This is a genomic window from Streptomyces sp. NPDC050485 (assembly GCF_044458185.1).
In the GTDB taxonomy this organism is placed as follows: Bacteria; Actinomycetota; Actinomycetes; order Streptomycetales; family Streptomycetaceae; genus Streptomyces.
The window spans coordinates 125,218-151,093 of the sequence record NZ_JBITHR010000014.1 but is presented as its reverse complement, the minus strand read 5'-3'; the positions used below and the strand labels follow the sequence as shown (position 1 = coordinate 151,093).

General features: G+C 70.8%; 22 protein-coding genes and 2 tRNA genes. 15 read left to right on the top strand and 9 right to left on the bottom strand.

Features of this window, described 5'->3' with window-relative positions; all coding sequences use genetic code 11:
- Window positions 1-7: 7 nt before the first annotated feature.
- Window positions 8-553, bottom strand: coding sequence for a PPA1309 family protein (locus ACIBK6_RS26750; RefSeq protein WP_399053892.1), 546 nt, complete (start codon window positions 551-553; stop codon window positions 8-10).
- Window positions 554-688: 135 nt separating this feature from the next.
- Between ACIBK6_RS26750 and ACIBK6_RS26745 the strand changes: the two genes are divergently transcribed.
- The 4 genes from ACIBK6_RS26745 (at window position 689) to ACIBK6_RS26730 (ending at window position 5,925) form a co-directional block, all read left to right on the top strand.
- Window positions 689-3,559 (top strand): UPF0182 family protein, encoded by a 2,871-nt coding sequence (locus tag ACIBK6_RS26745; protein WP_399053989.1) that lies wholly within the window; start codon window positions 689-691, stop codon window positions 3,557-3,559.
- Between the two features lie 47 nt (window positions 3,560-3,606).
- Window positions 3,607-3,680, top strand: a tRNA-Met gene (locus tag ACIBK6_RS26740).
- A 241-nt stretch (window positions 3,681-3,921) separates the two neighbouring features.
- Window positions 3,922-5,754: a sel1 repeat family protein gene (locus tag ACIBK6_RS26735; protein WP_399053890.1), complete on the top strand. Its 1,833-nt coding sequence runs from the start codon at window positions 3,922-3,924 to the stop codon at window positions 5,752-5,754.
- Between the two features lie 97 nt (window positions 5,755-5,851).
- Window positions 5,852-5,925, top strand: a tRNA-Met gene (locus ACIBK6_RS26730).
- A gap of 171 nt (window positions 5,926-6,096) precedes the next feature.
- On the opposite strand, the gene ACIBK6_RS26725 is transcribed toward ACIBK6_RS26730, so the two are convergent.
- Window positions 6,097-6,513 (bottom strand): Fur family transcriptional regulator, encoded by a 417-nt coding sequence (locus tag ACIBK6_RS26725; RefSeq protein WP_399053889.1) that lies wholly within the window; start codon window positions 6,511-6,513, stop codon window positions 6,097-6,099.
- Between the two features lie 127 nt (window positions 6,514-6,640).
- Here ACIBK6_RS26725 and ACIBK6_RS26720 point away from each other — a divergent pair, with 127 nt between their 5' ends.
- The gene (locus tag ACIBK6_RS26720) at window positions 6,641-8,110 is read left to right on the top strand and encodes a catalase (RefSeq protein WP_399053888.1); all 1,470 of its coding nucleotides are present in this window, start codon (window positions 6,641-6,643) and stop codon (window positions 8,108-8,110) included.
- Window positions 8,111-8,204: 94 nt separating this feature from the next.
- Here the strand turns inward: ACIBK6_RS26720 and ACIBK6_RS26715 are convergent, their stop codons facing one another.
- Together ACIBK6_RS26715 and hisN are read right to left on the bottom strand one after the other, a co-directional pair.
- Window positions 8,205-8,603, bottom strand: a complete 399-nt coding sequence (locus ACIBK6_RS26715; protein ID WP_399053887.1) for a cyclic nucleotide-binding/CBS domain-containing protein — start codon at window positions 8,601-8,603, stop codon at window positions 8,205-8,207.
- Between the two features lie 268 nt (window positions 8,604-8,871).
- Window positions 8,872-9,678 carry a histidinol-phosphatase gene (hisN, locus tag ACIBK6_RS26710; RefSeq protein ID WP_399053886.1) on the bottom strand — a complete coding sequence of 269 codons (807 nt, stop codon included), beginning with the start codon at window positions 9,676-9,678 and terminating at the stop codon, window positions 8,872-8,874.
- A 149-nt stretch (window positions 9,679-9,827) separates the two neighbouring features.
- On the opposite strand from hisN, the gene ACIBK6_RS26705 reads away from it, so the two are divergent.
- Entirely contained in the window at window positions 9,828-10,445 is a 618-nt protein-coding gene (locus ACIBK6_RS26705) for a TetR/AcrR family transcriptional regulator (RefSeq protein ID WP_399053885.1), read from the top strand.
- A 129-nt stretch (window positions 10,446-10,574) separates the two neighbouring features.
- Here ACIBK6_RS26705 and ACIBK6_RS26700 read toward each other — a convergent pair whose 3' ends face one another.
- Window positions 10,575-12,263 carry an ABC transporter family substrate-binding protein gene (locus ACIBK6_RS26700; protein ID WP_399053884.1) on the bottom strand — a complete coding sequence of 563 codons (1,689 nt, stop codon included), beginning with the start codon at window positions 12,261-12,263 and terminating at the stop codon, window positions 10,575-10,577.
- Window positions 12,264-12,487: 224 nt separating this feature from the next.
- On the opposite strand from ACIBK6_RS26700, the gene ACIBK6_RS26695 reads away from it, so the two are divergent.
- From ACIBK6_RS26695 to ACIBK6_RS26685, 3 genes are read left to right on the top strand one after another with little or no spacing between them, the layout of a single operon-like run.
- Window positions 12,488-13,471 (top strand): ABC transporter permease, encoded by a 984-nt coding sequence (locus ACIBK6_RS26695; protein WP_399053883.1) that lies wholly within the window; start codon window positions 12,488-12,490, stop codon window positions 13,469-13,471.
- A 13-nt stretch (window positions 13,472-13,484) separates the two neighbouring features.
- Window positions 13,485-14,399, top strand: a complete 915-nt coding sequence (locus tag ACIBK6_RS26690) for an ABC transporter permease (RefSeq protein WP_399053882.1) — start codon at window positions 13,485-13,487, stop codon at window positions 14,397-14,399.
- Window positions 14,396-16,552: a dipeptide ABC transporter ATP-binding protein gene (locus ACIBK6_RS26685; protein ID WP_399053881.1), complete on the top strand. Its 2,157-nt coding sequence runs from the start codon at window positions 14,396-14,398 to the stop codon at window positions 16,550-16,552. The genes ACIBK6_RS26690 and ACIBK6_RS26685 overlap by 4 nt, the downstream gene beginning before the upstream one ends.
- Window positions 16,553-16,571: 19 nt before the next feature.
- Here ACIBK6_RS26685 and ACIBK6_RS26680 read toward each other — a convergent pair whose 3' ends face one another.
- From ACIBK6_RS26680 to ACIBK6_RS26665, 4 genes are all read right to left on the bottom strand, one after another.
- Entirely contained in the window at window positions 16,572-16,895 is a 324-nt protein-coding gene (locus tag ACIBK6_RS26680; RefSeq protein WP_114038981.1) for a multidrug efflux SMR transporter, read from the bottom strand.
- A 98-nt stretch (window positions 16,896-16,993) separates the two neighbouring features.
- Entirely contained in the window at window positions 16,994-18,007 is a 1,014-nt protein-coding gene (gene rsgA / locus ACIBK6_RS26675; protein WP_399053880.1) for a ribosome small subunit-dependent GTPase A, read from the bottom strand.
- 16 nt (window positions 18,008-18,023) lie between these two features.
- Window positions 18,024-19,349 carry a 3-phosphoshikimate 1-carboxyvinyltransferase gene (aroA, locus tag ACIBK6_RS26670; protein ID WP_399053879.1) on the bottom strand — a complete coding sequence of 442 codons (1,326 nt, stop codon included), beginning with the start codon at window positions 19,347-19,349 and terminating at the stop codon, window positions 18,024-18,026.
- Between the two features lie 26 nt (window positions 19,350-19,375).
- Complete coding sequence (locus ACIBK6_RS26665; RefSeq protein ID WP_399053878.1) at window positions 19,376-20,077, bottom strand: M50 family metallopeptidase; 702 nt, start codon at window positions 20,075-20,077, stop codon at window positions 19,376-19,378.
- Window positions 20,078-20,127: 50 nt separating this feature from the next.
- Between ACIBK6_RS26665 and ACIBK6_RS26660 the strand changes: the two genes are divergently transcribed.
- The 6 genes from ACIBK6_RS26660 to ACIBK6_RS26635 all read left to right on the top strand — a co-directional run bounded on the left by ACIBK6_RS26660 (window position 20,128) and on the right by ACIBK6_RS26635 (window position 25,854).
- Complete coding sequence (locus ACIBK6_RS26660; RefSeq protein WP_399053877.1) at window positions 20,128-20,943, top strand: SOS response-associated peptidase; 816 nt, start codon at window positions 20,128-20,130, stop codon at window positions 20,941-20,943.
- Between the two features lie 148 nt (window positions 20,944-21,091).
- Complete coding sequence (locus ACIBK6_RS26655; RefSeq protein ID WP_399053876.1) at window positions 21,092-21,745, top strand: alpha/beta family hydrolase; 654 nt, start codon at window positions 21,092-21,094, stop codon at window positions 21,743-21,745.
- A gap of 246 nt (window positions 21,746-21,991) precedes the next feature.
- Window positions 21,992-22,636, top strand: coding sequence for a sigma-70 family RNA polymerase sigma factor (locus ACIBK6_RS26650; RefSeq protein WP_053729873.1), 645 nt, complete (start codon window positions 21,992-21,994; stop codon window positions 22,634-22,636).
- The gene (gene rsrA / locus ACIBK6_RS26645; protein WP_399053875.1) at window positions 22,633-22,947 is read left to right on the top strand and encodes a mycothiol system anti-sigma-R factor; all 315 of its coding nucleotides are present in this window, start codon (window positions 22,633-22,635) and stop codon (window positions 22,945-22,947) included. The genes ACIBK6_RS26650 and rsrA overlap by 4 nt, the downstream gene beginning before the upstream one ends.
- A gap of 184 nt (window positions 22,948-23,131) precedes the next feature.
- On the top strand, window positions 23,132-24,607 hold the full coding sequence (locus ACIBK6_RS26640) for an HD-GYP domain-containing protein (protein WP_399053874.1): 1,476 nt from the start codon (window positions 23,132-23,134) through the stop codon (window positions 24,605-24,607).
- Window positions 24,604-25,854, top strand: coding sequence for an HD-GYP domain-containing protein (locus ACIBK6_RS26635; RefSeq protein WP_399053873.1), 1,251 nt, complete (start codon window positions 24,604-24,606; stop codon window positions 25,852-25,854). The genes ACIBK6_RS26640 and ACIBK6_RS26635 overlap by 4 nt, the downstream gene beginning before the upstream one ends.
- The last annotated feature ends 22 nt before the right edge of the window (window positions 25,855-25,876 follow it).

The window sequence follows — 25,876 nt, the reverse complement described above, 5'->3', positions numbered from 1 at the left end:
ACCACCGTTAGGCGAACGTCGCGGCCAGCGCCTCGGCGAGGCCCGGGACCAGGTCGGGGCCGGTCAGGACCTCCGTGGGGGAGTCCTTCTCACGCAGTCGGATGGCGGACTCGCGGGCTCCGCCGCGCAGCACCGCCACGGTCATCCGCACCTCCTGGCGGTCGGGGTGGGCGGCCACCCACTTGGCCAGCTGCTTGTCGCTGAGGCCTTCGGGCACGGACGCCTCGGCCGACGGCGGCAGCATCTGACGCTCCACCGTGATCGCGCAGCCGGCCACCGAGTCGGGCCACTCGATGGTGCCGAGGAATCTGTCCAGCGGCTTGTTCGCCGGGATCTCCTCCTGGTCGATCGGGGTCAGACCGGAGACCGCGGCGTCGTCGGAGGCGGAGACGACGCCCGGGGCCTTGGCGCGGAGCTTCGCGGTGTCGACGAGGGCGAACAGCCGGGCCGGCTTGTCCCAGCCCAGGCCGGAGGCGTACTCGTCGATTTCGAGCACCGCGCGGGTGAGCGGGCTCGCGGCCATCGGGGGGCCGGAGGGGGAAACGTTGGACATGGACAACATCCTGCCCTCTTTCACCCCCCGATCGGGAACTGAGTAAAGCCTCAGTAAGTTGCATGAGTGGGCTCTACGATCGCGGGGCCCGCCCATACGACAGCGAACTTCGAGGTGCGCACCTTGGCTTTCCAGATGCCGGACCGCGGCTCAGGCCCGTCCGGGCCACGGATCAGAGTCGGCCGGCCGTCCCGCCGGGTCCGGACCCTGCTCATGACACTGGGCATTCTGGCCGTGCTCGCCATGGCCTTCGTCATGTTCGCCGGGTTCTGGACCGACTGGCTCTGGTACCGCTCGGTCCACTACTCGTCGGTCTTCACCACCCAGCTGTGGACCAAGATCGGACTGTTCTGCGTCTTCGGACTGCTGATGGCCATCGCTGTCGGCCTGAACATCTGGCTGGCGCACCGCTTGCGGCCGCCGCTCAGTGCGATGTCCCTGGAGCAGCAGAGCCTGGACCGCTACCGGATGGGCATCGCCCCGTACAAGAAGTGGATGCTGCTCGGGATCACCGCGGTCGTCGGGCTCATCGCCGGCGCCTCCGCCTCCGGTCAGTGGCGCACCTGGCTGATGTGGGTCAACGGGGTGCCGTTCGGCCAGAAGGACCCCCAGTTCAAGCTGGACGTGTCCTTCTACGCCTTCGACCTGCCCTGGTACCGCTTCATGCTCGGCTTCGGTTTCGCCGCCGCCGTGCTGTCGCTGATCGCCGCCGCCCTGACGCACTACCTGTACGGCGGTCTGCGCGTCACCAGCCCCGGCGCGCGCGCCACCGGAGCCGCCACCGGGCACCTCTCGGTGCTGCTCGGCGTCTTCGTGCTGCTGAAGGCCGTGGCGTACTGGCTGGACCGGTACGGCCTCGCGGTGAAGTCCAGTGACTTCAAGGCGACCAACAACTGGACGGGCCTTCGGTACGTCGACGCCAACGCCTACCTGCCGGCGAAGACGATCCTGTTCTGCATCGCGGTCATCTGCGCCGCGCTGTTCTTCGCGACCCTGTGGCGCCGCACCTGGCAGCTGCCCGTCATCGGCTTCGGCCTGATGGTGCTCTCGGCGATCCTGATCGGCGGGCTGTACCCGGCGATCGTGCAGAAGTTCCAGGTGCAGCCCAACGAGCAGGCCAAGGAAGCCCCGTACATCCAGAAGAACATCGATGCCACCCGCAGGGCGTACGGCATCGACAACGCGGATGTGACGGACTACAAGGGCACGACCGACGCCAAGGACAACCCCAAGCTGCGCTCGGACGCCGACTCGGCGGCCAGCTACCGGCTCATCGACCCCAACGTCGTCTCGCCCGCCTTCCAGCAGCTCCAGCAGCAGCGGAAGTACTACCAGTTCCCCTCGACGCTGGACGTGGACCGCTACACGGACAAGGACGGCAAGGAGCAGGACACCGTCATCGGTCTGCGCGAGCTGAACCTCAAGGGCATCGACAAGCGCAACTGGATCAACGACCACTTCACCTACACCCACGGCTTCGGCGCGATCGCGGCCAAGGGCACCAGCGTGGACGTCAACGGAGCGCCCGACTTCACCGAGTCCGGGCTGCCCACCAGCGGCCAGCTCAAGGACTACCAGCAGCGCATCTACTACGGCGAGAAGACCGATCAGTACTCGATCGTCGGCGGGCCCCAGAAGGAGCTCGACTACGAGAGCGAGGGCAAGGGCCAGGAGACGACGAGCTTCGCCGGCAAGGGCGGGGTCAGCCTCTCCAACCCCTTCAACCGGGCCGCGTACGCCGTCACCCTGAACGAGCCGCAGATCCTCTACTCGGGGGCCATCGGCAAGGGCTCGAAGATCCTCTACAACCGCACCCCGAAGGAGCGCGTCGAGGCGGTCGCGCCCTGGCTGACCATCGACGGCGACGCCTACCCGGCGGTCGTCGGCAAGCACATCCAGTGGGTGGTCGACGCGTACACGACGACCAACGGCTATCCCTACGCCTCGCGCACCACGCTCGGCGAGACCACCACCGACTCGCTGACCGACAACCAGCGCGCGGTGATGGCCCAGCAGAACCAGGTCAACTACATCCGCAACTCGGTGAAGGCGACCGTCGACGCGTACGACGGCACGGTCACGCTGTACCAGTGGGACGACAACGACCCGGTCCTCAAGACCTGGATGAAGGCGTTCCCCGGCACGGTGAAGGCCAAGTCCGAGATCCCCTCCGACCTCCTCGCGCACCTGCGGTACCCGCAGGACATGTTCAAGGTCCAGCGCGAGCTGCTGACCCGCTACCACGTCACCAACCCCGCGCAGTTCTACAGCGGCAGTGACGCCTGGCAGGTTCCGGACGACCCGACCAACAAGGACAACAGCGCGGTTCCGCCGTACTACCTGTCCATGAAGAGGCCGGGCGCCGAGGCCGAGGGGAAGAAGTTCTCGCTGACGACGACCTTCACGCCCAACGGCCGCCCCAACCTGGGCGGGTTCATGGCGGTCGACGCCGACGCCGCGAGCAAGGACTACGGCAAGATCAGACTGCTCCGGGTCACCGACAACGTGCAGGGCCCGCAGCAGGTGCAGAGCAAGCTGAACGGTCTGCCCGAAGTCGCCGAGTTCGTACGGAACTTGAGAGGCACCGACTCCGAGATCGACTACGGCAACCTGCTGACGGTGCCGCTCGGCGGCGGCTTCCTCTACATCGAGCCGGTGTACGCGCGCGGCGGCAGCGCCAACTATCCGCTCCTGAAGAAGGTCGGCGTCTCCTACGGGGACAAGACTGTCTTCAAGGACAACCTGGCGGACGCGCTCAGCGCGGTCTTCGGCGCGGACGGGGCGACACCGCCGCCCACGACCACGCCGCCCACCACCACACCCCCGGCCACCGGGAACGCCACCGTGGACCAGGCCATCAAGGACGCCCAGAAGGCGTACGACGACGGCCAGAAGGCGCTGGGCGCGGGCGACTGGAAGGCTTACGGCGACGCCCAGAAGGCTCTCCAGGACGCCCTGAAGCGGGCGGCCGACGCGGAGGCGAAGGCGGCCAAACCCAAGAGCTGACCTGGTCAGAGGGCCACCCCGCGCCGTGGTAGCGTTGTGTTTACCGACGCGGGGTGGAGCAGCTCGGTAGCTCGCTGGGCTCATAACCCAGAGGTCGCAGGTTCAAATCCTGTCCCCGCTACTCACTGACGAGGGCCCGGATCCTTTCAAGGATCCGGGCCCTCGTCGCATGCGCCCTCCGGCCGCGCCGGGGCTGTCCGATTACCGCCGGCTGGAACCGGCCGGTGTGAAAACTGCTCTAGCCGGGGGGAGTTGGGCGCAACGGGTTTGGCTTGTCTCTCTGTGGGCATGTCGACAAAACGCTGAAGTGACCTCACTGGCTGCGGTATACCAGGTGTACGGCGGTTGCGGGTGGTGCGACGATGGTATTTATGGGGGACAGGGCAACTCTGTTGGAGACAGGGCGGTTTGTGCAGACACGCTCCGATGAGGACGCTGACACCGCTGACGCCGAGACCGAGGCGCGGCACCGGCGTGCCGCCGACAGCGGTGACGCCGAGTCGATGAGCGTCCTCGGCTCCCTGCTGCTGCGCCGCGGCGACCTCGACGGCGCAGAGCACTATCTGCGCGGCGCCACCGCGGTGGGGGACCGGGCCGCCGCCAACAACCTGGGTGTGCTGCTCCACCAGCGCGGCTACGCGGACGAGGCGGCCGGCTGGTGGCGCATCGCCGCAGTCGCCGGATCCGCCGCCGCGGCGCACGCGCTGGGCCGGCACTACCGCGAGCGCGGCGACGAGCCCGCCGCCGAGTACTGGCTGCGCCAGTCCGCCGAACAGGGCCACGCGCTCGGCGCGTACGCCCTCGCCGACCTGCTGGAGCACCGCAGCGACGTGGGTGCGGAACGCTGGCTGCGCGCCGCCGCCGAGCAGGGCCACCGCGAGGCGGCCTACCGCCTCGCGCGCCTCCTCGACAGCCGCACGGAGGGCGAGGCGGGCGGCGAGGGCCCCGGTGACATCGCTGTCGCGGAGGTGCCGGAGAGCGAGGGGGCGGCCGAGGAGGCCGAGCCCTGGTACCGGCAGGCCGCCGCCCGCGGCCACCGGCGGGCCGCGCTGCACCTCGGCGCGATCCTGGAGAAGCGCGGCGAGCTCAAGGAGGCGGGCCGCTGGTACCTGACCTCCGCCAAGGACGGCGAGGCGAAGGCCGCCTGCGCGCTCGGCTTCCTGCTGCGCGACGCGGGCGACGAGGAGAGCGCCGCCGTGTGGTGGCTGCGCGCCGCCCAGGACGGCGACGGCAACGCCGCCAACGCGCTGGGCGCGCTGCATGCCGCGCGCGGCGAGCAGCAGACCGCCGAGCGCTGGTACCGGGCCGCGATGAGCGCCGGGGACGTGAACGGGGCGTACAACCTGGGACTGCTCTGCGCCGCCCAGAACCGGACGGCGCAGGCCGAGCAGTGGTACCGCAGGGCTGCGTACGCCGGGCACCGCGAGGCCGCCAACGCGCTGGCCATCCTGCTGCTCCAGGCCGGCGACCCGACCGGCGCCGAGCCCTGGTTCTCCAAGGCCGCCGAGGCGGGCAGCGTGGACGCCGCCTTCAACCTCGGCATCCTCTTCGCGAGCCGCGACGACGACCGTACGGCGCTGAAGTGGTACGAGCGGGCCGCGGCCGCCGGGCACACCGACGCGGCGCTCCAGGTCGGCATCGCCCTGCTGCGGGACGGCGAGGAGCAGGCCGCGGAGCGCCACCTGAGGTGCGCGGCCGGCGGCGGCAGCGCGGAGGCCGCCTTCCGCCTGGCCACCCTGCTCGACGCACGCCAGCCGCCGCCGGGTCCGCCCGCGCTGGGCGAGCCGATGGCCGAGAAGACGGAATGCGAGGAGTGGTACGAGCGGGCCGCCCAGCAGGGCCACCGCCGGGCCCAGGTCCGGGTCGGCATGCTCGCGGCGGCCCGGGGCGACCTGGAGGCGGCCGCGCGCTGGTACGGGGAGGCCGCCGACGCGGGCAGCCGCAACGGCGCCTTCAACCTCGGGCTGCTGCTCGCCCGCGAGGGCCGTGAGCGCGAGGCCGCCCTGTGGTGGACCCGCGCCGCCCAGGCCGGACACGGCCGGGCCGCGCTGCGCCTCGCCCTGCTCGCCGCCCGGCACGGCGAGCTGACCGAGGGGCAGCGCTGGTGCGCGAAGGCGGTCGAGCTCGGCCCCGCGGAGGTCGCCGAACGGGCCGCGCGGCTGCGCGAGGCACTGCACCAGGAGCTCACCGCTTAGTCCCGGCTTGGCGGATTGCCCTGGTCGGAACTGGTGGGGCCTGGTCAGGAAGAGATTTGCGCTGGTCCACACCGTCCCGTAAGGTTAGGTTCACCGACGCGGGGTGGAGCAGCTCGGTAGCTCGCTGGGCTCATAACCCAGAGGTCGCAGGTTCAAATCCTGTCCCCGCTACTTGCAGGCCGAGGCCCGGATCCTTTGGGGGATCCGGGCCTCGGCCGTTTTCGCATGCGGCCACATTCACATGCAGCCGCATCAGGCGCGGTCCCATCAGGCGCGGCCGCATCAGGCGCATACGAAGAAGCCCCCGGCAGGAGCCGGGGGCTTCTTCATGTTCGTTCGCGCTCAGGCCGCCGCGCAGTTGGGGCAGGTTCCCCGGTAGGTGACCTCGACGGCCGAGACCGTGAAGCCGAAGCGCTCGGTGTCGGGGAGGTCGGCCAGCGGGTTGCCCCGGGGGTGGACATCGCGGATCGCGCCGCACTGGGCGCACACCAGGTGCTGGTGGGGGCGGTGGGCGTTCGGGTCGTAGCGCTTGGCGCGGCGGTCCGTGGAGACCTCCAGGATCTCGCCGAGCGTCACCAGCTCGCCCAGGGTGTTGTACACCGTCGCCCGGGAGATCTCGGGCAGTCGCTCCACCGCGCGCGCGTGCACCTCGTCGGCCGTCAGGTGCACGTGGTCGCCGTCGAGGACCTCGGCCACGACGCGCCGCTGCGAGGTCATGCGCCAGCCGCGTCCGCGCAGTCGCTCCAACAGGTCACTCATGAACACCAGCCTAACAGGGGAAGGGGCCCAGTCCCGAACAGGTGTGGGTTTGGATCCTTACTTGACTTAGACAATGTCCATTGTAGGATCGGGACCGGCAAACACCAAGGGACAGGACTCGCAGGAAATGACGCAGGAGGCGCACGTGACGCAGGGACCGCTCACCACGGAGGCCGGCGCGCCGGTGGCCGACAACCAGAACAGCGAGACCGCTGGCGTCGGCGGTCCGGTCCTGGTCCAGGACCAGTCGCTCCTCGAAAAGCTCGCCCACTTCAACCGCGAGCGCATCCCGGAGCGCATCGTCCACGCGCGCGGCGCGGGCGCGTACGGCACGTTCACGCTCACCCGTGACGTCTCGCAGTGGACGCGTGCCGCGTTCCTCTCCGAGGTCGGCAAGCAGACCGAGACCTTCCTCCGCTTCTCCACCGTGGCTGGCAACCTCGGCTCCGCCGACGCCGTGCGCGACCCCCGCGGCTTCGCGCTGAAGTTCTACACGGAGGAGGGGAACTACGACCTGGTCGGGAACAACACGCCCGTCTTCTTCATCAAGGACGCGATCAAGTTCCCCGACTTCATCCACACCCAGAAGCGCGACCCGTACACGGGCAGCCAGGAGGCTGACAACGTATGGGACTTCTGGGGGCTGAGCCCCGAGTCGACGCACCAGGTGACCTGGCTGTTCGGCGACCGCGGCATCCCGGCGACGCTGCGCCACATGAACGGGTACGGCTCGCACACCTACCAGTGGAACAACGAGGCCGGCGAGGTCTTCTGGGTCAAGTACCACTTCAAGACCGACCAGGGCATCAAGAACCTCACCCAGGACGAGGCCAACAAGCTCGCCGGTGAGGACCCCGACAGCCATCAGCGCGACCTGCGCGAGGCCATCGAGCGCGGCGACTTCCCGTCGTGGACCGTGCAGGTGCAGATCATGCCGGCGGCCGACGCGGCGGCCTACCGCTTCAACCCGTTCGACCTCACCAAGGTGTGGCCGCACGCGGACTACCCGCCGATCGAGATCGGCAAGCTGGAGCTCAACCGCAACCCGGAGAACATCTTCGCCGAGGTCGAGCAGTCCATCTTCAGCCCGGCGCACTTCGTGCCCGGCATCGGTCCCTCCCCGGACAAGATGCTCCAGGGCCGTCTCTTCGCGTACGGCGACGCGCACCGCTACCGCGTCGGCATCAACGCCGACCACCTGCCGGTGAACCGTCCGCATGCCACCGAGGCGCGCACCAACTCCCGTGACGGCTACCTGTACGACGGCCGCCACAAGGGCGCGAAGAACTACGAGCCGAACAGCTTCGGCGGCCCGTCCCAGACGGACCGGCCGCTGTGGCAGTCGTCCGCCGTCACCGGTGGCACCGGCAACCACGAGGCCCCCAGCCACGCCGAGGACAACGACTTCGTGCAGGCCGGAAACCTCTACCGGCTGTACTCGGAGGACGAGAAGGCCCGTCTGATCGACAACCTGGCGGGCTTCATCGCCAAGGTTTCGCGCGACGACATCGCAGAGCGTGCGGTCAACAACTTCCGCCAGGCGGACGGTGACTTCGGCAAGCGGCTCGAAGCCGCGGTCCAGGCCCTCCGCGGCTGATTCAGGATCGTTTGCCGAGGATGGACAGAAGGCCGGTTTCCCTGCGGGGGGCCGGCCTTCTGGCGTTCAGGGCAGGTGTCTCAGGGCCGGTGTCTCAATTGGCCATCGCGGTCTCGCGCCGGGCCGGGGCCCAGCAGCGGATGATGTCCCGCACCGAGACGACGCCGACCGGGCCGTCGCCGTCCAGCACGATCAGATGCCGGAATCCGCCGTGCGTCATCGCCTCGGCGGCCTCCTGCAGGGTCCAGGACGGCGCCGCGAAGACGACGTCGGTGGTGGTGTGCTTACTCGCCGTCTCGTGGTCGGGGTTCTGGCCCAGACCCACCGAGTTGAGGATGTCGCGCTCGGTGAGGATGCCGAGACCGCTGGTGTCGGGGTCGAGGACGATGGCCGAGCCGACCCGGCGCGCGGCCATCAGACGGGCCGCCTGGCGGAGGGTGTGCGCGGGTCCGATGGTGAGGACCATCGTGCTCATGGCGTCACGGACGAGCATGGATGGAGCCACCTCCTTGGTGAATCCGGTCCCGTGCGAGCCACCTCGGTCCGCTCAGGAATGAATTCACAAGTTCACAAGTGGGGGGACTCCTAGAGTCGCATCCGGACCGGCCGTCAACAAGGGGGTGGTAGAGGTAAGTCTCCGGGCGCGTAAAAGTACGACTCACGCCCCTCGCGCGCCACGGCCACGCCGCACACCTCAGTCGCGCCGAGCAGCAGGGCCCGGCCCCGCCCAGCCGCGCAGCCCGGTTCCGGCAGGGCCGCCGCTACGCGCCTCCGCCGTCCCCGAGGTAGCCGAGCAGCTCCTCGTGGAGCAGGCCGTTGGAGGCCGCCGCGTTGCCGCTGTGCGGGCCCGGCCGGCCGTCGAGGCCGGTGAACGTGCCGCCGGCCTCCTGCACCACGATCACGTTCGCCGCCATGTCCCACATGGAGAGCTCCGGCTCCGCGCAGAAGTCCACCGAGCCCTCGGCGACCATCATGTACGGCCAGAAGTCGCCGTACGCCCGGGTGCGCCAGCACTCGCGGGTCAGATCCAGGAAGTCGTCCAGCTTGCCCCGCTCCTCCCAGCCGCTCAGCGAGGAGTACGCGAACGAGGCGTCGGCCAGCTTCGACACGCTGGAGACCTTCAGCCGGGTCGCCGAGGTCAGGCTGCGGCCGGTGAACGCGCCGTGGCCCTTCGCCGCCCACCAGCGCCGGTTCAGCGCGGGCGCCGAGACCACGCCGACCACCGGCTGGAAGCCGCCCTCGCCCGCCTCCATCAGGGAGATCAGGGTCGCCCACACCGGCACGCCCCGGACGTAGTTCTTGGTGCCGTCGATCGGGTCGACCACCCAGCGGCGCGGACCCGTGCCCTCCAGGCCGAACTCCTCGCCGAGGATCGCGTCCCGCGGCCGGGCCCGTTGCAGATGACCCCGGATGAGCTCCTCGGCCGCCTTGTCGGCCTCGCTCACCGGCGTCATGTCCGGCTTGGTCTCGACCTTCAGGTCGAGGGCCTTGAACCGGTCCATGGTGGCCGCGTCGGCGGCGTCCGCGAGGACGTGGGCGAGACGCAGATCATCGTGATAGTCGGGCATGGCCACCACCGTAGCGATCGTCCGCGGTACGGACCACAGCGCCTGCCATGCGGAACCGTCCGGGTGATCGCCCGCAGCGGCTCTTGACAGTGCCCCGGAGCGCGTCAACTCTGAACTCGGAACCACCGGACGCCCCCAGGGAGGCGACCATGCCCACAGCGCGGGAATCCTTGCTGGACGCCGCTCTCTCGGCGCTCGCGGGGCTGCCGTGGTCGGGGGTGCGCATGGTGGACGTGGCGTCCGCCGCCGGGGTCTCGCGGCAGACGCTCTACAACGAGTTCGGCAGCAAGGACGGTCTCGCCCGCGCGCTCGTGCGCCGGGAGGCCGATGTTTATCTGCGCGGCGTCGACAGAGTGCTCGCCGAGCACGCCGACCCCACCGACCGCCTGGTCCGCGTCGCCGAGTGGACGGTCGGCTCGGCCCGCTCCAGCGCTCTCGTACGGGCCCTGCTCACGGGCTGCTGGAGCGAACGGCTCCCGGCGCCCTCCCGCCGCACCACCGCCGCCGCGTCCACGGTGCCCGCCCAGCGCCGCGCCGACGCCGGGGTGCCGGGCCCCGCCGAGCTGCTGGCCGCGGCACGCGACCGGGCGTGCGCGGCGCTGGAGAAGGAGGCGCCGGGCGCGGACCCGGGGGAGCTGTGGCGGTTCTGCGAGACGGCGGTGCGGCTCGGGCTCTCCTACGTCGTGGCCCGTGCCACGACGGGCGAGGGACAGGCCGCCCACATCCGCGCGGTCCTCGCCGTAGTCCCCGTACGGCCGACAGGCTGAGCGGTCTTGGCCGTCGGCTCTTACCCGGACAGCAGGCTGAGCGGTCCTCGGTCGTCGTGCCTGTACGGCCAGCAGGCTGAGGGGTCCTCGCCGTCGGCCCGTACCCGGCCAACAGACCGACGCCGAGCGCTACTTGACCCAGCCGACCTTGGCGTAGTCGGTGGCGGCGAGGCCGAAGGCGCCGTAGTTGGCGAGGCCCTTGCGGACCGCGTCGATCTCCGGGCGCTGGTACAGCTCGATGGAGTGGCCGAGCTTCCAGATCGCCTGGTCGGCCTGGTTGTAGAGCTTGACCGACTCGGCCTTGTCGGTGGTCTGGCCGGCCTTGGTCAGCAGCGCGTCGATCTCCGGCGAGCCGACCGAGCCGAAGTTCTGGAAGAGGTTCTTGCCCTGCGGCTGACGGAAGGTCGGCGTGAGCAGCGTCTGGTAGACCGCGTCGGTGTTGCGGAAGCTGACGAGGTCGAAGTTGCCGGTGTTGACGAACTTGTTGAAGTAGTCGTTGGCCGGCACCTTCTTGATGCTGACCTTTACGCCAACCGCGCTCAGCTGCTGCTGCACCAGCTGGGCCTGGTCGTCCTGGGCCGAGGTCCCGCCGGAGCTCAGCGTGTAGTCGAGGCTGAGCTCCTTGCCGTCCTTGGTGCGCGTCCTGCCGTCCCCCGGACTCTTCCAACCCGCCTCGTCCAGAAGCTTGTTGGCCTTCGCGGGGTCGTACTTGTCGAACTCGCTGGAGTTGTCCTGGTACCCCTCCTGGTTCGGCATGAAGAAGTGGTTGTTCAGCGGCTCCAGCTGGAAGGAGAGGTCCTTGGCGAAGCTGGCGTTGACGCCCTTGCGGTCGATGGCCGCCTGTACGGCGTTGCGCACCTTGACGTCCTGGAGCGGGCCGTGGCCGCCGTTGAGGGTGATGTGCACCTCGTCCCAGCGGGCGCCGCGCCGGATCTCGGTGGCCGGGTCCTTCACCAGGCGCTTGTAGTCCTCGGGCAGCAGCGCCGGGGCCTCGTCGATCTCGTTGTTGAGGTACGCCTCGGTCTTGGCGGCGCTGTCGAGCACCCGGTAGACGATCGTGTCCAGCTTCGGCCGCTCGCCCCACCAGGCGGGGTCCGGCACCAGCGTGACGGTCTGCCCGGTCTTGTCGTACGTACCGACCCTGAAGGCGCCGGCGGTGACCACCGCCTTCTGCGACCAGCCCTTGTTGAACTTCTCCGGGGTGTCGATGTACGCGGCCGGGTACAGCGGGCCGAAGAGGCGCTGCCAGTCGGCGTAAGGCCTGGTGAAGGTGACCTTCACGGCGTGCTCGTCGGCGCCCTGCTCGACCTTGGACACCTGGTCGTAGCCGGAGGTGTCGGCGGCTTCGTACGCCGGGTTCGAGCCGTTCAGCGCCTTCCACTGCGCCTCGAAGTCCTTCCAGCTCAGCGGTGTTCCATCCGACCACTTGGCCTTCGGGTTGAGCTGGTACTCGACCACCTGCGGGCTGCTGGAGACCACCTTCGCCGAGACGAGGAAGTCCGGGTTGAGGTGCTGGACGCCCTTGGCGTCGGGGTTGAAGAGGTCCGGCATCACGGCCTTGATCAGGTCCTGCGCGTCGCCCTGCTGGCCGTCCACCTGGTTGATGTTGTACTGCGTGATCCACTGGTCGATGCCGAACCGCAGCGACCCGCCCTGCTTGAGGTCGCTCACCGGCCGGGCGTTGATGCTCTGCCCGTCGGCCTGCGGCGCCGCCTGCTTCTTCGCGGGCTTGTCGTCCTTGCCGGAGGAGCCGCAGCCGGACACCACCAAGGTGGCCGACAGGGCCGCGGCGATGGCGATGACGGTGGATCTGCGCATCGGGATACTTCCTCCGGATCGGGGCGGCCTGATCGAGGCCACAGCTTGCGCCGACGGTAGGGCGATCACACAGGTTGCGGCGAGGGGTGCCGGAATGCCGCCATACCTTCTTAGCATGTCCGCAACAAACAAGGGCCAAGCTGGATCAACAAGCCGACGAACAGCACCGATTGAGCCTGCCGCGGCCGTGATCCCCTGACGATCCCCTGCGGAGGCCAACACCCGTGGCTGCCTTCCTGGCGAAGCGACTCGGCTACTACGCCGCGCTGTTGCTCGCCGCCGTCTGCCTGTCCTACCTGCTCGCCTCGTACGCCCTCGACCCGCGCGCGTACTACGAGGGGCGCCAACCGCCCTTGTCCGCGGCCTCCGTCGACCACCACCTCACGGCCCTCGGCGTCAACGACCACACCCCGTTGCTCTCCCGCTTCACCACCTGGGCCGGGCACGCGCTCCGCGGCGACCTCGGGCAGACCATCGACGGGACCTCGGTGGGCGCCGAGTTCGGGCGGCGGATCGGGGTGAGCCTGCGGCTGCTGCTGCTCGGCACGATCGCCGGAACCGTGATCGGAGTGCTCGCGGGAGCCTGGACGGCGGTGCGCCAGTACCGGCTCTCCGACCGGGCAGTGACCCTGGCGTCGTTCGCGCTGCTCTCAACTCCCGTGTTCCTGCTGGCCGTTCTGCTCAAGATCGGCGCCATCTGGTTCAACCAGAAGACCGGCACCGAGGCCATCCGGTTCACCGGCGAAAGCACACCGGGCGTGAATTCGGGATTCTGGGTGGTGTTCAAGGACCGAGGAGTCCACCTGCTCCTTCCCACCATCTCCATCGCGCTCGGCGCCATCGCGAGCTACAGCCGCTACCAGCGCTCCACCATGCTCGATGTGCTCGGCTCCGACTACCTGCGCACGGCCGCCGCCAAGGGCCTCGGCCGGCGCACCGTCCTGCTCAGGCACGGACTGCGGACCGCGCTCATCCCCATGTCGACGTACTTCAGTTACGGCTTCCTGGCCCTGTTCACCGGCGCCACCTTCACCGAGACGATCTTCGGCTGGCACGGGATGGGCGAGTGGTTCATCTCCTCCATCGGCAAGAACGACGTCAACTCGGTCGTCGCCGTCAACGTGTTCGCCGCCGTGACGGTGCTCCTGTCCGGCTTCCTCGCGGACGTGCTGCACGCCGCGCTCGACCCGCGTATCCGCAACGCCTAGGAGGACGCCGACCATGACCGCCGTCATCGAGAGCGCCCTCGGCGTCGAACCCGCCCCCCGCCCGGCCGGACGGGCCACCGTCGTGCTGCGCCGCTTCGTACGCAACCGCGGTGCCCTGAGCGGCGCGGTGCTGCTGCTCCTGCTCTTCCTGCTGGCCTTCGCCGGACCGCTGATCAGCCCCTGGGACTACACCCACATCGACTACACCGCGCTGCGCGAGGCGCCGGGCGCCGACCACTGGTGGGGCACCAACCGCATCGGCCAGGACGTCTTCGCGCAGACCGTGCGCGGGCTCCAGAAGTCCCTGCTCATCGGCCTGCTCGTGGCCCTGTTCTCGACGGTGCTCGCCTCCCTGGTGGGCGCCTGTGCCGGGTACTTCGGAGGGTGGCCGGACCGGATCCTGATGTTCCTGGTCGACCTCCTCCTCGTCTTCCCGTCCTTCCTGATCATCGCGATCGTCTCGCCCCGGCTGCGCGGCGGCGGCTGGTTCGCGTTCGTCGGGCTGCTCGCCGTGTTCGGCTGGATGATCACGGCCCGGGTGGTGCGCTCGATGACGCTCTCCCTCAAGGAGCGCGAATTCGTCAGGGCCGCCGTCTACATGGGAGTCGGCCCCTTCCGGATCATCTGGCGGCACATCATCCCCAACCTCGCCTCGTTCCTCATCATCGACGCGACGATCGCGGTCGGCGGGGCCGTGATGAGCGAGACCGCGCTGTCCTACTTCGGGTTCGGCGTGCAGTCGCCGGACGTCTCGCTCGGCACGCTGATCGCGAGCAGCACGGGGGCGGCCGTCACGTACCCCTGGATGTTCTTCTTCGCGGCCGGGCTGCTGATCGTGTTCGTACTGGCGGTGAACCTGGTGGGGGACGGGCTGCGGGACGCGCTCGACCCGACAACGCGCCGCAGGCGCAAGGGAGTTGAGCGATGAGCACCGATGTCCTCACGGTGCGGGACCTGGAGGTCGACTTCGACGGGGCTCCGGCCGTGCGCGGTGTCAGCTTCTCGCTGGCCCGCGGCGAAGTCCTGGGCCTGGTGGGCGAGTCGGGGTCAGGGAAGTCCGCGACGGCGCTCGCGATGCTGGGGCTGCTTCCGTCGAACGCGACGGTACGGGGCTCGGTGCGGCTGGGCCCGGCCGAGCTGGTCGGTGCCTCGGACCGGGAGCTCTCGGCGGTGCGCGGCAGCCGGATCGGCATGGTGTTCCAGGACCCGCTCTCCGCCTTCACCCCGGTGTACCGGATCGGGGACCAGATCGCGGAGGCGGTCCGCGCGCACCAGGACGTGTCCAGGGAGCGGGCGCGGGCCCGGGCCGTGGAACTGCTCGACCTGGTCGGCATACCCGAGCCTTCGGTACGGGCTTCGGCGTTCCCGCACGAGTTCTCGGGCGGGATGCGGCAGCGGGCCATGATCGCGATGGCGATGGCCAACGACCCCGATGTGCTGCTCGCGGACGAGCCGACGACGGCACTGGACGTGACCATCCAGGCCCAGGTGTTGGACGTGCTGCGCACGGCCCAGCGGGAGACCGGGGCGGCGATGGTCCTGGTCAGCCACGACCTCGGAGTGATCGCGGGGGTGGCCGACCGGGTGGCGGTGATGTACGCGGGGCGGATGGTGGAGACGGGCCCGGTGGACGCGCTGTTCGCGGCGCCCGCGATGCCTTACACGATGGGGCTGATCGGGGCAGTGCCGCGCCTTGACCGGGCGGGGTCCGCCCTCGTCCCCATCCCGGGCTCACCGCCCGCGGCGGGGGCCGCGCTTCCGGGCTGCGCCTTCGCGCCTCGATGCCCACTGGCGGAGGACCGCTGCACGGAGGCGGTACCGCAGCTGCGGACCGTGCTGGGGTTGGACGAAAGCGCACGGGACAAAAATCAGCCCCTCATGGGGGTCCCTCCCTGGCCCTTAAGGCCTTGGGGGAGTTTGAGGAGCGGGGGTCCGGGGGCGGAGCCCCTGGGTGGGGTGGGGCACCTTGCCGCGTGCGTAAAGGCGGGGGAGATCGCGAAGCAGGGGCTCGGGGTGCTCGATGTGTACCCCGTACCGCAGATACCCGAACTCGCCCAACGCGCCGTAGGCGAACCCGTGTTGAAGGTCGACGGCCTCGTCAAGACCTTCCCCGTACTGAAGGGCGGCGCCTTCAAACGGCGCGTCGGCACCGTGCACGCCGTCGACGGCGTGGACCTCGCCATCCGCGCGGGGGAGACCCTGGCGCTCGTCGGGGAGTCGGGATCCGGCAAGTCCACCACGCTGTTCGAGCTGCTCAGCCTCGAACGGCCCGAGGGCGGCGGGATCGAGCTGTTCGGGAAGGCGTCCGCAGGGCTGGGCAAGGCCGAGCGGCGGGCGCTGCGCGGGCAGGTGCAGATCGTGTTCCAGGACCCGATGGCCAGCCTCGACCCCCGGATGCCGGTCGGCGACATCATCGCCGAGCCGCTGCGCGCCCAGGGGGCCGACCGGGCGAGCGCCGCGCGGCGGATCCCCGGGCTGCTCGAACAGGTCGGGCTCGACCCGGCCGCCGCCGACCGCTTCCCGCACGAGTTCTCCGGCGGCCAGCGCCAGCGCATCGGCATCGCCCGCGCCCTGTCGGTCGAGCCGAAGCTCCTCGTCCTGGACGAACCCGTATCAGCCCTTGACGTGTCCGTACAGGCCGGGGTGCTCAACCTGCTGCGCCGCCTCAAGTCCGAACTGGGCCTCGCCTACCTCTTCGTGTCGCACGACCTGTCCGTCGTACGGCACATCGCGGACCGGGTGAGCGTCGTCTACCTGGGCCGGACCGTCGAGGCCGGCACCGTCGAGGACGTCTTCGAACGCCCCCGGCACCCCTACACCCAGGCCCTGCTCTCCGCCGTACCCGTGCCGGACCCGGCCCGCGAACGCGAGCGCCGACGCGGCCGGATCCTGCTCGCCGGCGACCCGCCGAGCCCCACCCGCCGCTACGAGGGCTGCCGCTTCCGGGGCCGCTGCCCCGTGTACGCGGACCTGGAACCGGAGCAGCAGAAGCGCTGCGCGGCGGAGGATCCGCAGCCGACGGCGCACGCCGCCGACCATGTGGCGGCCTGCCACTTCCCGCGCGTACGGGAGGTTGTGTAAGGCGTGCCCGGGGGCGCGCTCAGTGTGCCGAGCCCGAGATCTGCAGGCCGATCACGCCCACGATCACCAGGGAGATCGACACCAGCTTGAGGGTCGAGACCACATCGCCCAGGAAGACCATGCCGTAGATCGCTGTCCCGGCGGCCCCGATGCCCGTCCACACCGCGTACGCCGGGCCCACGTCCAGCTTCTTCAGGGACAGGGTCAGCAGTCCGAACGAACCGAGCGCGAACGCGGCGAAGGCGATCGTCGGCCACAGCCGGGTGAAACCGTGTGACAGCTTCAGACAGACGGCGAAGCCCGTTTCGAGGATTCCCGCCACCACGACCAGCAGCCACGCCATGTCCAGGGCCTCCCACAACGCATCGTCGTCGCTGACTGCATGGTCAACACTTGGTGCGATTATGCAACGGAGGTCATGGACACGCCCGTGGAAACAGGTCAGTCGCCCTCGCGCCGTTCCCGCGTCGCGAGCAGCCGGCGCAGCGAGTACAGCCGCGCCGGATCGGCGTGGCCGTCCGCCACCCACTGGTCGAGCGCGCACTCCGCCTCGTCGTGGCTGCAGGCGCGTGGACAGTTCTCGGTGCCCGGTACGAGGTCGGGGAAGGCCAGGATCACCCGGGACGGGTCGACGTGGTGCAGCCCGAAGGACCGTACGCCCGGAGTGTCGATGACCCAGCCGCCGTCCGCGCTGTCCAGGGGCAGCGCGAGCGCGGAGGTGGTGGTGTGGCGGCCGCGTCCGGTCACCGCGTTGACATGCCCGGTGATGCGCCGCTGGGCCTCCGGGACGAGCGCGTTGACCAGCGTCGTCTTGCCGACGCCCGAGTGGCCGACGAACGCGGTGACCCGGCCGTGCAGTTGCTCGCGCACCCGGTCCGCCGCGTTGCCCTCGTACAGCTCCTCGCGCGAGGTGACGACGTGCGGGACGCCCAACGCGCCGTACATTTCGAGGAGTTGGTCCGCCGGGGCGAGGTCCGACTTGGTCAGCACGAGCAGCGGCTCAAGACCGCCGTCGTACGCCGCCACCAGGCAGCGGTCGATGAGGCGGGGGCGCGGCTCGGGGTCGGCGAGCGCGGTGACGATGGCGAGCTGGTCGGCGTTGGCGACCACCACGCGCTCGTAGGGATCGTCGTCGTCGGCCGTGCGCCGCAGGACCGAGCTGCGCTTGCCGATCCGTACGATCCGCGCGAGCGTGTCCTTCTTGCCGGACAGATCACCGACGATGTCGACCCGGTCGCCCACCACCGCGGCCTTGCGGCCCAGCTCGCGGGCCTTCATGGCGTGGATGGTGCGGTCCCCGACCAGACACGTCAGGCGGCCCCGGTCGACGGTGAGGACCATGCCCTCGGCGGCGTCCTCGTGCTTGGGGCGGATGCTGGTGCGGGGGCGGTTGCCCTTGGGGTTGGGGCGGACGCGGATGTCGTCCTCGTCCGGGTTCTTGCCGTAGCGGCGCATGATCGTAAAGCCCCGCTCAGCTTCCGGACCCTGCCAGCATCGAACTCCACATGTCCGGGAAGTCGGGCAGCGTCTTGGCGGTCGTCGCCACGTTCTCGATCTGTACGCCCTTGACGGTGAGGCCGATGATCGCGCCGGCGGTGGCCATCCGGTGGTCGTCGTAGGTGTGGAAGACCCCGCCGTGCAGCGGGCGCGGCTTGATGTGCAGACCGTCCGCGGTCTCCGTGACGTCGCCGCCGAGCTCGTTGATCTCCTTGGTGAGCGCGGCAAGCCGGTCCGTCTCGTGCAGCCGCAGGTGCGCGACGCCGCGCAGCGTGGACGGGGAGTCGGCGAGCGCCGCGACGGCCGCGATGCCGGGGGTCAGCTCGCCGACCTCGCTCAGGTCCACGTCGATGCCGTGGATCTTGCCGGAGCCGGTGAACACGAGCCCGCGGTCGGTCAGTTGGCAGCTGCCGCCCATCTCCGTGAAGATCTCGCGCAGTTGGTCGCCGGGCTGGGTGGTGCGGATCGGCCAGTCGGGGACGACCACGGTGCCGCCCGTGACGAGGGCTGCGGCGAGGAACGGCTGGGCGTTGGAGAGGTCCGGCTCGACGGTCAGGTCGCGGCCGAGCAGCGCGGAGGGGGAGACCCGCCACATGTTCGGCTCGCCGCCGGTCTCCGGCTCGTCCACCTGGGCGCCCACGCAGCGCAGCATGTCGACCGTCATCCGGATGTGCGGCATCGAGGGCAGGGTGGCCCCGATGTGGCGCACCTCCACACCCTGGTTGAAGCGCGGCGCGGAGAGCAGCAGCGCGGAGACGAACTGGGAGGAGGACGAGGCGTCGATCTCGACCCGGCCGCCTTCGAGGGCGCCCGCGCCGTGCACGGTCATCGGGAGCGCGCCGCGGTTGTCGTCGTCGATCCGGGCACCCAGCGCGCGCAGCCCGTTGATCACGCCGCCGAGCGGGCGCTCGTAGGAACGCGGGTCGCCGTCGAAGCGGATCGGGCCGTCGGCCAGGGCCGCGACCGGGGGCAGGAAGCGCATGACCGTACCGGCATTGCCGACGTCGACCGTGGCCGGGCCGTGCAGACCGGCCGGGATCACCCGCCAGGCCTCGCCCGAGCCGTCCGGACCCACCCCCTCCTCGATGCCGACGCCCAGGGTGCGCAGGGCCTCCGCCATCAGCAGGGTGTCGCGGGAGCGCAGCGGGCGGCGCAGCCAGCCGGGCTCGGCGGCGAGCGCGGCCAGGACGAGTGCGCGATTGGTGACCGATTTCGATCCGGGCACGGGGACCGTCGCGTCGACGGTTCCGCTCGCGAGAGGGGCGGGCCAGAGGGCGGGGTGCACGGGCGTTTCGGTCATGGTCCTCACTTTAGTGGGGCCGTCGACTAGAGACCGAGCAGCCAGCGGCCACCACCGATCAGCGAACAGACAGAAACAGCGTGGAAGAGGAAGAGCCAGAGCGCCGGTGGTACGTGGGTGAGCCGGGCGAGCTGGTCCGCGTCCGAGTCGCCGTCGTTGTGCCGCCGGCGCTTGCGCTGGAGCTCGAAGCCCGGGCGTACGCCGCCGAGCAGCAGGAACCACACGGCCGTGTACGCGAACGCCGACTGGACGTCGGGGCCGGTCAGCCAGGATATGAGCAGGAAGGCGGCGCCGGTCAGCACGACGGTGAGTACCCCGTACGCGTTGCGGATCATCACCAGCATGGCGAGGAGCAGCGCGGTGGCCAGCCACAGCAGCAGCGTGACGTGGTGGGCGGCGAGCAGCGCGGCCCCGCCGAGGCCGAGCAGCGGGGGCGCGGTGTAGCCGGCGGCGGCCGTGAGGATCATCCCGAGGCCGTGCGGCTTGCCCCGGCTCACGGTGAGGCCGCTGGTGTCGGAGTGCAGCCGGATGCCGTCGAGGCGGCGCCCGGTGAGCAGCGCCACCAGACCGTGGCCGCCCTCGTGGGCGATGGTGACGGCGTTGCGGGAGACCCGCCACAGGCCGTGCGGGACGACAACGGCGAGCGCGGCTATGCCCGTGACGACGACCAGCCACTGGCCGGGCGCGCTCTGGGTGCCGAAGAGCTGGAAGTCTTGCATCGCGGACATTTCTGGGACGGCTCCTCATGGGGTATCGGCGCCGTGGCAGTGTGGCACCTATGTGCGGTAGGTATGCAGCGAGTCGTAGGCCCGAGGATCTCGCAGGAATCTTTGAAGTCGAGAAGTGGGAGCCGGCGGAGACCCTGGTCCCCGACTGGAACGTGGCCCCGACCAAAGAGGTCTACGCGGTTCTGGAGCGCCCTCTCAAGGACGCTCAGGACCGTCGCCCGGTTCGTCAGCTGCGCAAGCTGAAGTGGGGGCTCGTGCCGTCCTGGGCGAAGTCGCCCGAGGGCGCGGCGCGGATGATCAACGCGCGCTCGGAGACCATCCACGAGAAGCCGTCGTTCAAGAAGGCGTTCGCGGCCCGCCGCTGCATCATCCCGGCGGACGGCTACTACGAGTGGGTCACCGGCGCCGGGGAGCGCGAGCTGGAGGTCGAGGGGCGGAAGAAGCGGCCGCGCAAGCAGCCGTACTTCGTGACCCCGGCGGACGGCTCGGTCTTCGCGATGGCCGGTGTGTACGAGTTCTGGCGCGACCGCACGCTGCCGGACGACCACCCCTCGGCCTGGTGGGTGACCTGCTCGGTCGTCACCACCGAGGCCGAGACGGGCCCGCTGGGCGTGGCCCCCGCCGAGGGCCCCGCCTCGCTGGCCGACATCCACCCGAGGATGCCGCTGATGCTCACCCCGGACCGCTGGTCGTCCTGGCTCGACCCGGCCCGTACGGACGTGGCGGAACTGCGCGGTCTGCTGGCGCCGCCGCCGGGCGGGCTGATGCGGGCCTATCCGGTGTCGACGGCGGTCAGCAACGTGCGCAACAACGGCCCCGAGCTCCTGAAGGAACTGGAGGGCCCGGAGGAGGGCACGCTGTTCTGAGCGCCGGGAGGGCTGGGTCGGGGCGTGACCGCCCAAGTCGCGGGTGGGTCGGCCGGGGCGTGACCGCCCACGTCACGGGAGGTCTGGTCGGGGCCTGACCGCCCATGTCGTACGTCTCCGGTACCGGGCCGCACGGCAGGATGGCCCCGTGACCGACAGCGAGATCATCCAGACCGGCGCCGGGGACGCGCGCATCACCTGGCACCCCGCGAAGAAGGCCCGCGTGGTGCTCGCCGTGAGCCATGGCGCGGGCGGCGGCATCGAGGCCCGCGACCTCCGGGCGCTGGCCGCGGCCCTGCCGCCGCTCGGGGTGAGCGTTGCCCTGGTGGAGCAGCCCTGGCGGGTGGCGGGCAAGAAGGTGGCGCCGGCGCCCAGGACTCTGGACACGGGATGGCGCGACCTGTGGCCGGCCGTGGCGAAGCGGGGGCTGCCCGTCGTCGCGGGCGGCCGCAGCGCCGGGGCGCGGGTGGCCTGCCGCACGGCGGCGGAGCTCGGCGCGGCCGGAGTCCTCGCGCTGAGCTTCCCGCTGCACCCGCCGGGCAGGCCGGAGAAGTCGCGGGCGGCGGAACTGATCGGCGCCGGCGTGCCCACCCTCGTCGTGCAGGGCGGCAACGACCCCTTCGGGAAGCCCGCCGAGTTCCCCGCGCCGGACGCCTTCCCCGAAGGGGCGTACGAACTGGTGGAAGTTCCCTTCGGAGACCACGGGTTCGCCGTCCCCAAGCGGGCCTCCCTCACTCAGGAGGAGGCGCTCGCGGTGATCACCGCGGCGGTCGGCGGATGGCTCGGCGCGCTGCCCGTCTGACGCCGGGAATGTTGTCCGCGGGGCCACTGTTATGGCCGACGTAGGGATACGCAGACCAGATGTGGAGAGGGAGTCCGTCGCATGGGATCGACCATCTGCCCCAGCCGCAAGGCCGCCGCTGACCTGGAGTGGACGGTGCTTTCCGCGGCCGGAACCGCTCCTATTCGAGCGGCGGGCGGACCGGGTCGTCGTCTATCCTCCGATTCGAGCGGGTCCGCTTTCGGTCCCGCCGTACCGTTCGAGGAGGTGGGTCCGGTCACAGGGACCGACGACGGCCACGTGGAAGAGACCACCGCCGAGCGCAACGCGCGCTTCGAGCGGGATGCCCTCGGCTACCTCGACCAGATGTACTCGGCCGCGCTGCGCATGACGCGCAATCCGGCCGATGCGGAAGATCTGGTGCAGGAGACGTACGCCAAGGCGTACGGGTCCTTCCACCAGTTCCGCGAGGGCACGAACCTGAAGGCTTGGCTCTATCGGATCCTCACCAACACCTTCATCAACTCCTACCGCAAGAAGCAGCGCGAGCCCCAGCGCAGCGCCGCCGAGGAGATCGAGGACTGGCAGCTCGCGCGCGCCGAGTCGCACATGTCGACGGGGCTGCGCTCCGCCGAGTCGCAGGCGCTCGACCACCTGCCCGACTCGGACGTGAAGTCGGCCCTTCAGGCCATCCCGGAAGAGTTCCGCATCGCCGTGTATCTCGCGGACGTAGAGGGCTTTGCGTACAAGGAGATCGCGGACATCATGGGTACACCCATCGGTACAGTGATGTCCCGGCTGCACCGGGGCCGCCGCCAACTGCGCGGAATGCTGGAGGACTACGCCCGGGACCGCGGGCTCGTCCCGGCCGGTGCCGGCGAGTCGGACGAAGCGAAAGGCTCGGGCTCATGAGCTGCGGAGAGCCGCACGAGACGGACTGCTCTGAGGTCCTGGACCATCTCTACGAGTTCCTCGACCACGAGATGCCCGACAGCGACTGCAACAAGTTCGAGGTGCACTTCGAGGAGTGCTCGCCCTGCCTGGAGAAGTACGGGCTCGAACAGGCCGTGAAGAAGCTGGTGAAGCGCTGCTGCGGCTCGGACGACGTGCCGAGCGACCTGCGCTCGAAGGTGATGGGGCGGATCGATCTCATCCGGTCCGGCCAGGCCGTCCCCGAACACGACGTCGTCACCGGCGAGGTGCCGACCCTCGACCGGGAGTGAACAGGGCGCGGCAGCAAGGAAGTTGAGAGCGGCCACGGCATACTGCCGTGGCCGCTCTCGGGTATCTGCCGAGCTCACCCGATGGTGCTAATCCCGGTGGCCCGAAACACCTCAATACGACCATGCGCCTGACCGCCGTCCCGTGCGGGCTTATTCTCCGGAGCCTGTAGGGGAAGGGGATGCGATGGCCGGACCAGTGGGTCCTGTGCGCCTTCCGGTGGCGGCGCGCGCCGCCCTGACGGCCGTCGCTGCGACCGCCCTCGGCTGCGCCCTGCCCGCACTCCACGGCCCCACCCCCTGGGCGGCCGTCGCGCTCCTCGCGGGCCTGTACGCGCTGTGCGAATGGCCCGCCCGCTGCCCAGTCCTTGCCGGCCGCGTGGCCGTGCCGATCGCCTCCGGCTCCTTCTTCCCGGTGCTGCTCGCCGCCGCCTTCCTGCTCCCGCCGGCCGCCGCCGCGCTCGTCGCGGTGCCGGGCGCGCTCATCTCGTACGTGGCGGAGCGGCCGCGCGCGGTGCGCCGGGCCTGGCGGGCCGCCCAGCTCGCGATCGCGGTCTCGGCGGCGGCCGGCGCCCATGTGCTGCTCGGCGGGCGGGCCGCGCTCGGCGGGCGCGGCCCGGCGACGGTCCCCGACTTCCCGTACGTCCTGCTGCCCGCCGGGGCCGCCGCGCTGGTGTTCTGCCTGGTCCTCACCGCGCTCGACGGACTGATCCTGGCCACCGCCGAACGGCTGCCCGTCCGCGCCGCCTGGCGCGGACTGCTGCTGCGCTCACTCGCCCCGCACTGCGTGCACGGCCTCGCGGGGCTGATGATGGCCGTGCTCTGGCGCAGCCGGTTCGGGCCGCCCGCCGCGCTGTTCGTGCTGCTGCCCATGTACATCTCCTGCTGGGTCTTCGCCCAGTACCACCGCGAGCACGCCGCCCACCAGGCCACCATCCGCGCCCTCGTCCAGGCCGTCGACATCAAGGACAGGTACACCCGCGGCCACAGCGAACGGGTCGGCCGGGCCTCGGAGCTGATCGCGCGCGAACTCGGCATGGCGGAAGGGCGGTTGGAGGTCATCCGGTTCGCCGGGATCCTGCACGACGTGGGCAAGCTCGGGGTGCCCACCCGGGTGCTCAGGAAGGACGGGCCGCTCACCCCCGAGGAGCGGGCGGTCATCGAACTGCACCCCGAGTACGGGCACGAGATGGTGCGCGGCATCGGCTTCCTCGGCGAGGCGCGCGCGGCGATCCTGCACCACCACGAGCGGCTGGACGGGAGCGGCTATCCCTACGGCCTGGCCGGCAGCCAGATCCCCGAGGCGGCGCGGGTGGTGGCGGTGGCCGACGCGTTCGACGCGATGACGTCGACGCGGTCCTACCGGCGGGCCCGGCCCGTCGCGGCGGCCGTCGCCGAGCTGGAGCGGTGCGCGGGGGCGCAGTTCGATCCGGCGATGGTGCATGCCCTGGTGCGGGCGCTGTCCCGGTACGGGTGGCATGTCGAGGTCACCGCGGACGAGGCGGGAGGAAACGTGCCGCCAACGCCTGCGGCGGGCTTCTTCCCCACCCCGCCCCTTCCCGAACCGGGGCCCGCGGCGGAGCCGCTGATGGGCACAGCGCCCCCGGACCCCCGCTCCTCAATCTCCCCCAAGGCCTTAAGGGCTAGGGAGGGACCCCCATGAGGGGCTTGATTTTGGTTGCTGTCCTGTATTCCGTGGCCGGAACCCTCACCCTCTGGGCGCTCGGGGCGACGTTCTCGGGCGGGCTGGTCGAGCCCGGGGTCGCGATGGCCTTCGGGGGGCTCATCGTCGTGGGGGAGCTGGCGCGGTGGGGGGCCGGGGACGGGGAGCGGGAGCCCGCGCCGCTCGCCTCGGCGGGGGCGCTGGCCTACGCGCTGCTCGGGGAGAACGCCGGGCACGCCACCCACCACGGGGTGCTCCAGGTGGTCGCCGTGGTGGTGGCCGCGGCCCTCGTCGGCTCCGTACCGCAGGTGGCCGTCGGGCGCGGGCCGAGCATGGACCAGGTGGCCCGGCGGGTGCTGACCGTCGCCTTCGCCGCCGTCTGTTTCCAGCCGCTCTACAACTCCGGGCTGCTGGACGACTGGTGCGGGCACGGACCGTACTTCGCGCTCGTGCTCCTGCTGCTGCTCGTGCTGACCGCGCTGTGCGACGCCGTGGTGGCCGCGCTGCTGCTGCACGCCCGCACCCCGTACCGGTTCGGGCCGCTGCTCCGCGACGAGCTGCGCGGGCTGCTCGGGATCGGCTCCGCCGTGTGCGCCACCGGAGCCGTGATCGCCCTCGCGGTCGCCGCCGCCGGGCTGTGGGCGCTGCCGGTGTTCTGTGTGCCGCTGCTCCTCACCCAGCTGGCCTTCCGGCGGTACGCCGCCGTGCGCACCACGTACCGCCAGACCATCACCTCACTGGCCCGCGCCACCGAGATCGCCGGATACACCCAGCCCGGCCACGCCCGCCGGGTCGCAGCCCTCAGCCGGGCCGTCGGACGCGAGCTGGGTCTGTCCGCGCCGGAGCTGACCGTCCTGGAGTACGCGGCCCTCATGCACGACATCGGGCAGCTGTCCCTGCTCGACCCGGTGCCCGCCGGAGCGACCGCCGCGCTGCCCGCCACCGAGCAGCGCCGGATCGCGCTCCTCGGTGGAGCCGTGGTACGACAGACCGGGGTGCCCGCGGGCGTCGCGGTCATCGTCGAGCGGCAGGCCGACCCCTGGCGGGAGCAGCCGCTGCCCGCCCGGATCGTCCGCGCGGTCAACGCGTACGACGATCTCGCGGGGGGCTCCACAGCCCCCGGCAGCTCACTGAACGCACTCGAACAGCTGCGGCTCGGCACCGGCCGCGACTACCACCCACAGGTCGTGGAATCCCTGGCACGCATCCTCGCCCGAGGCAGTCTGACCGCGGTGCCACCTGGGTAACCCAGGAGTAATGAGCGGCCTT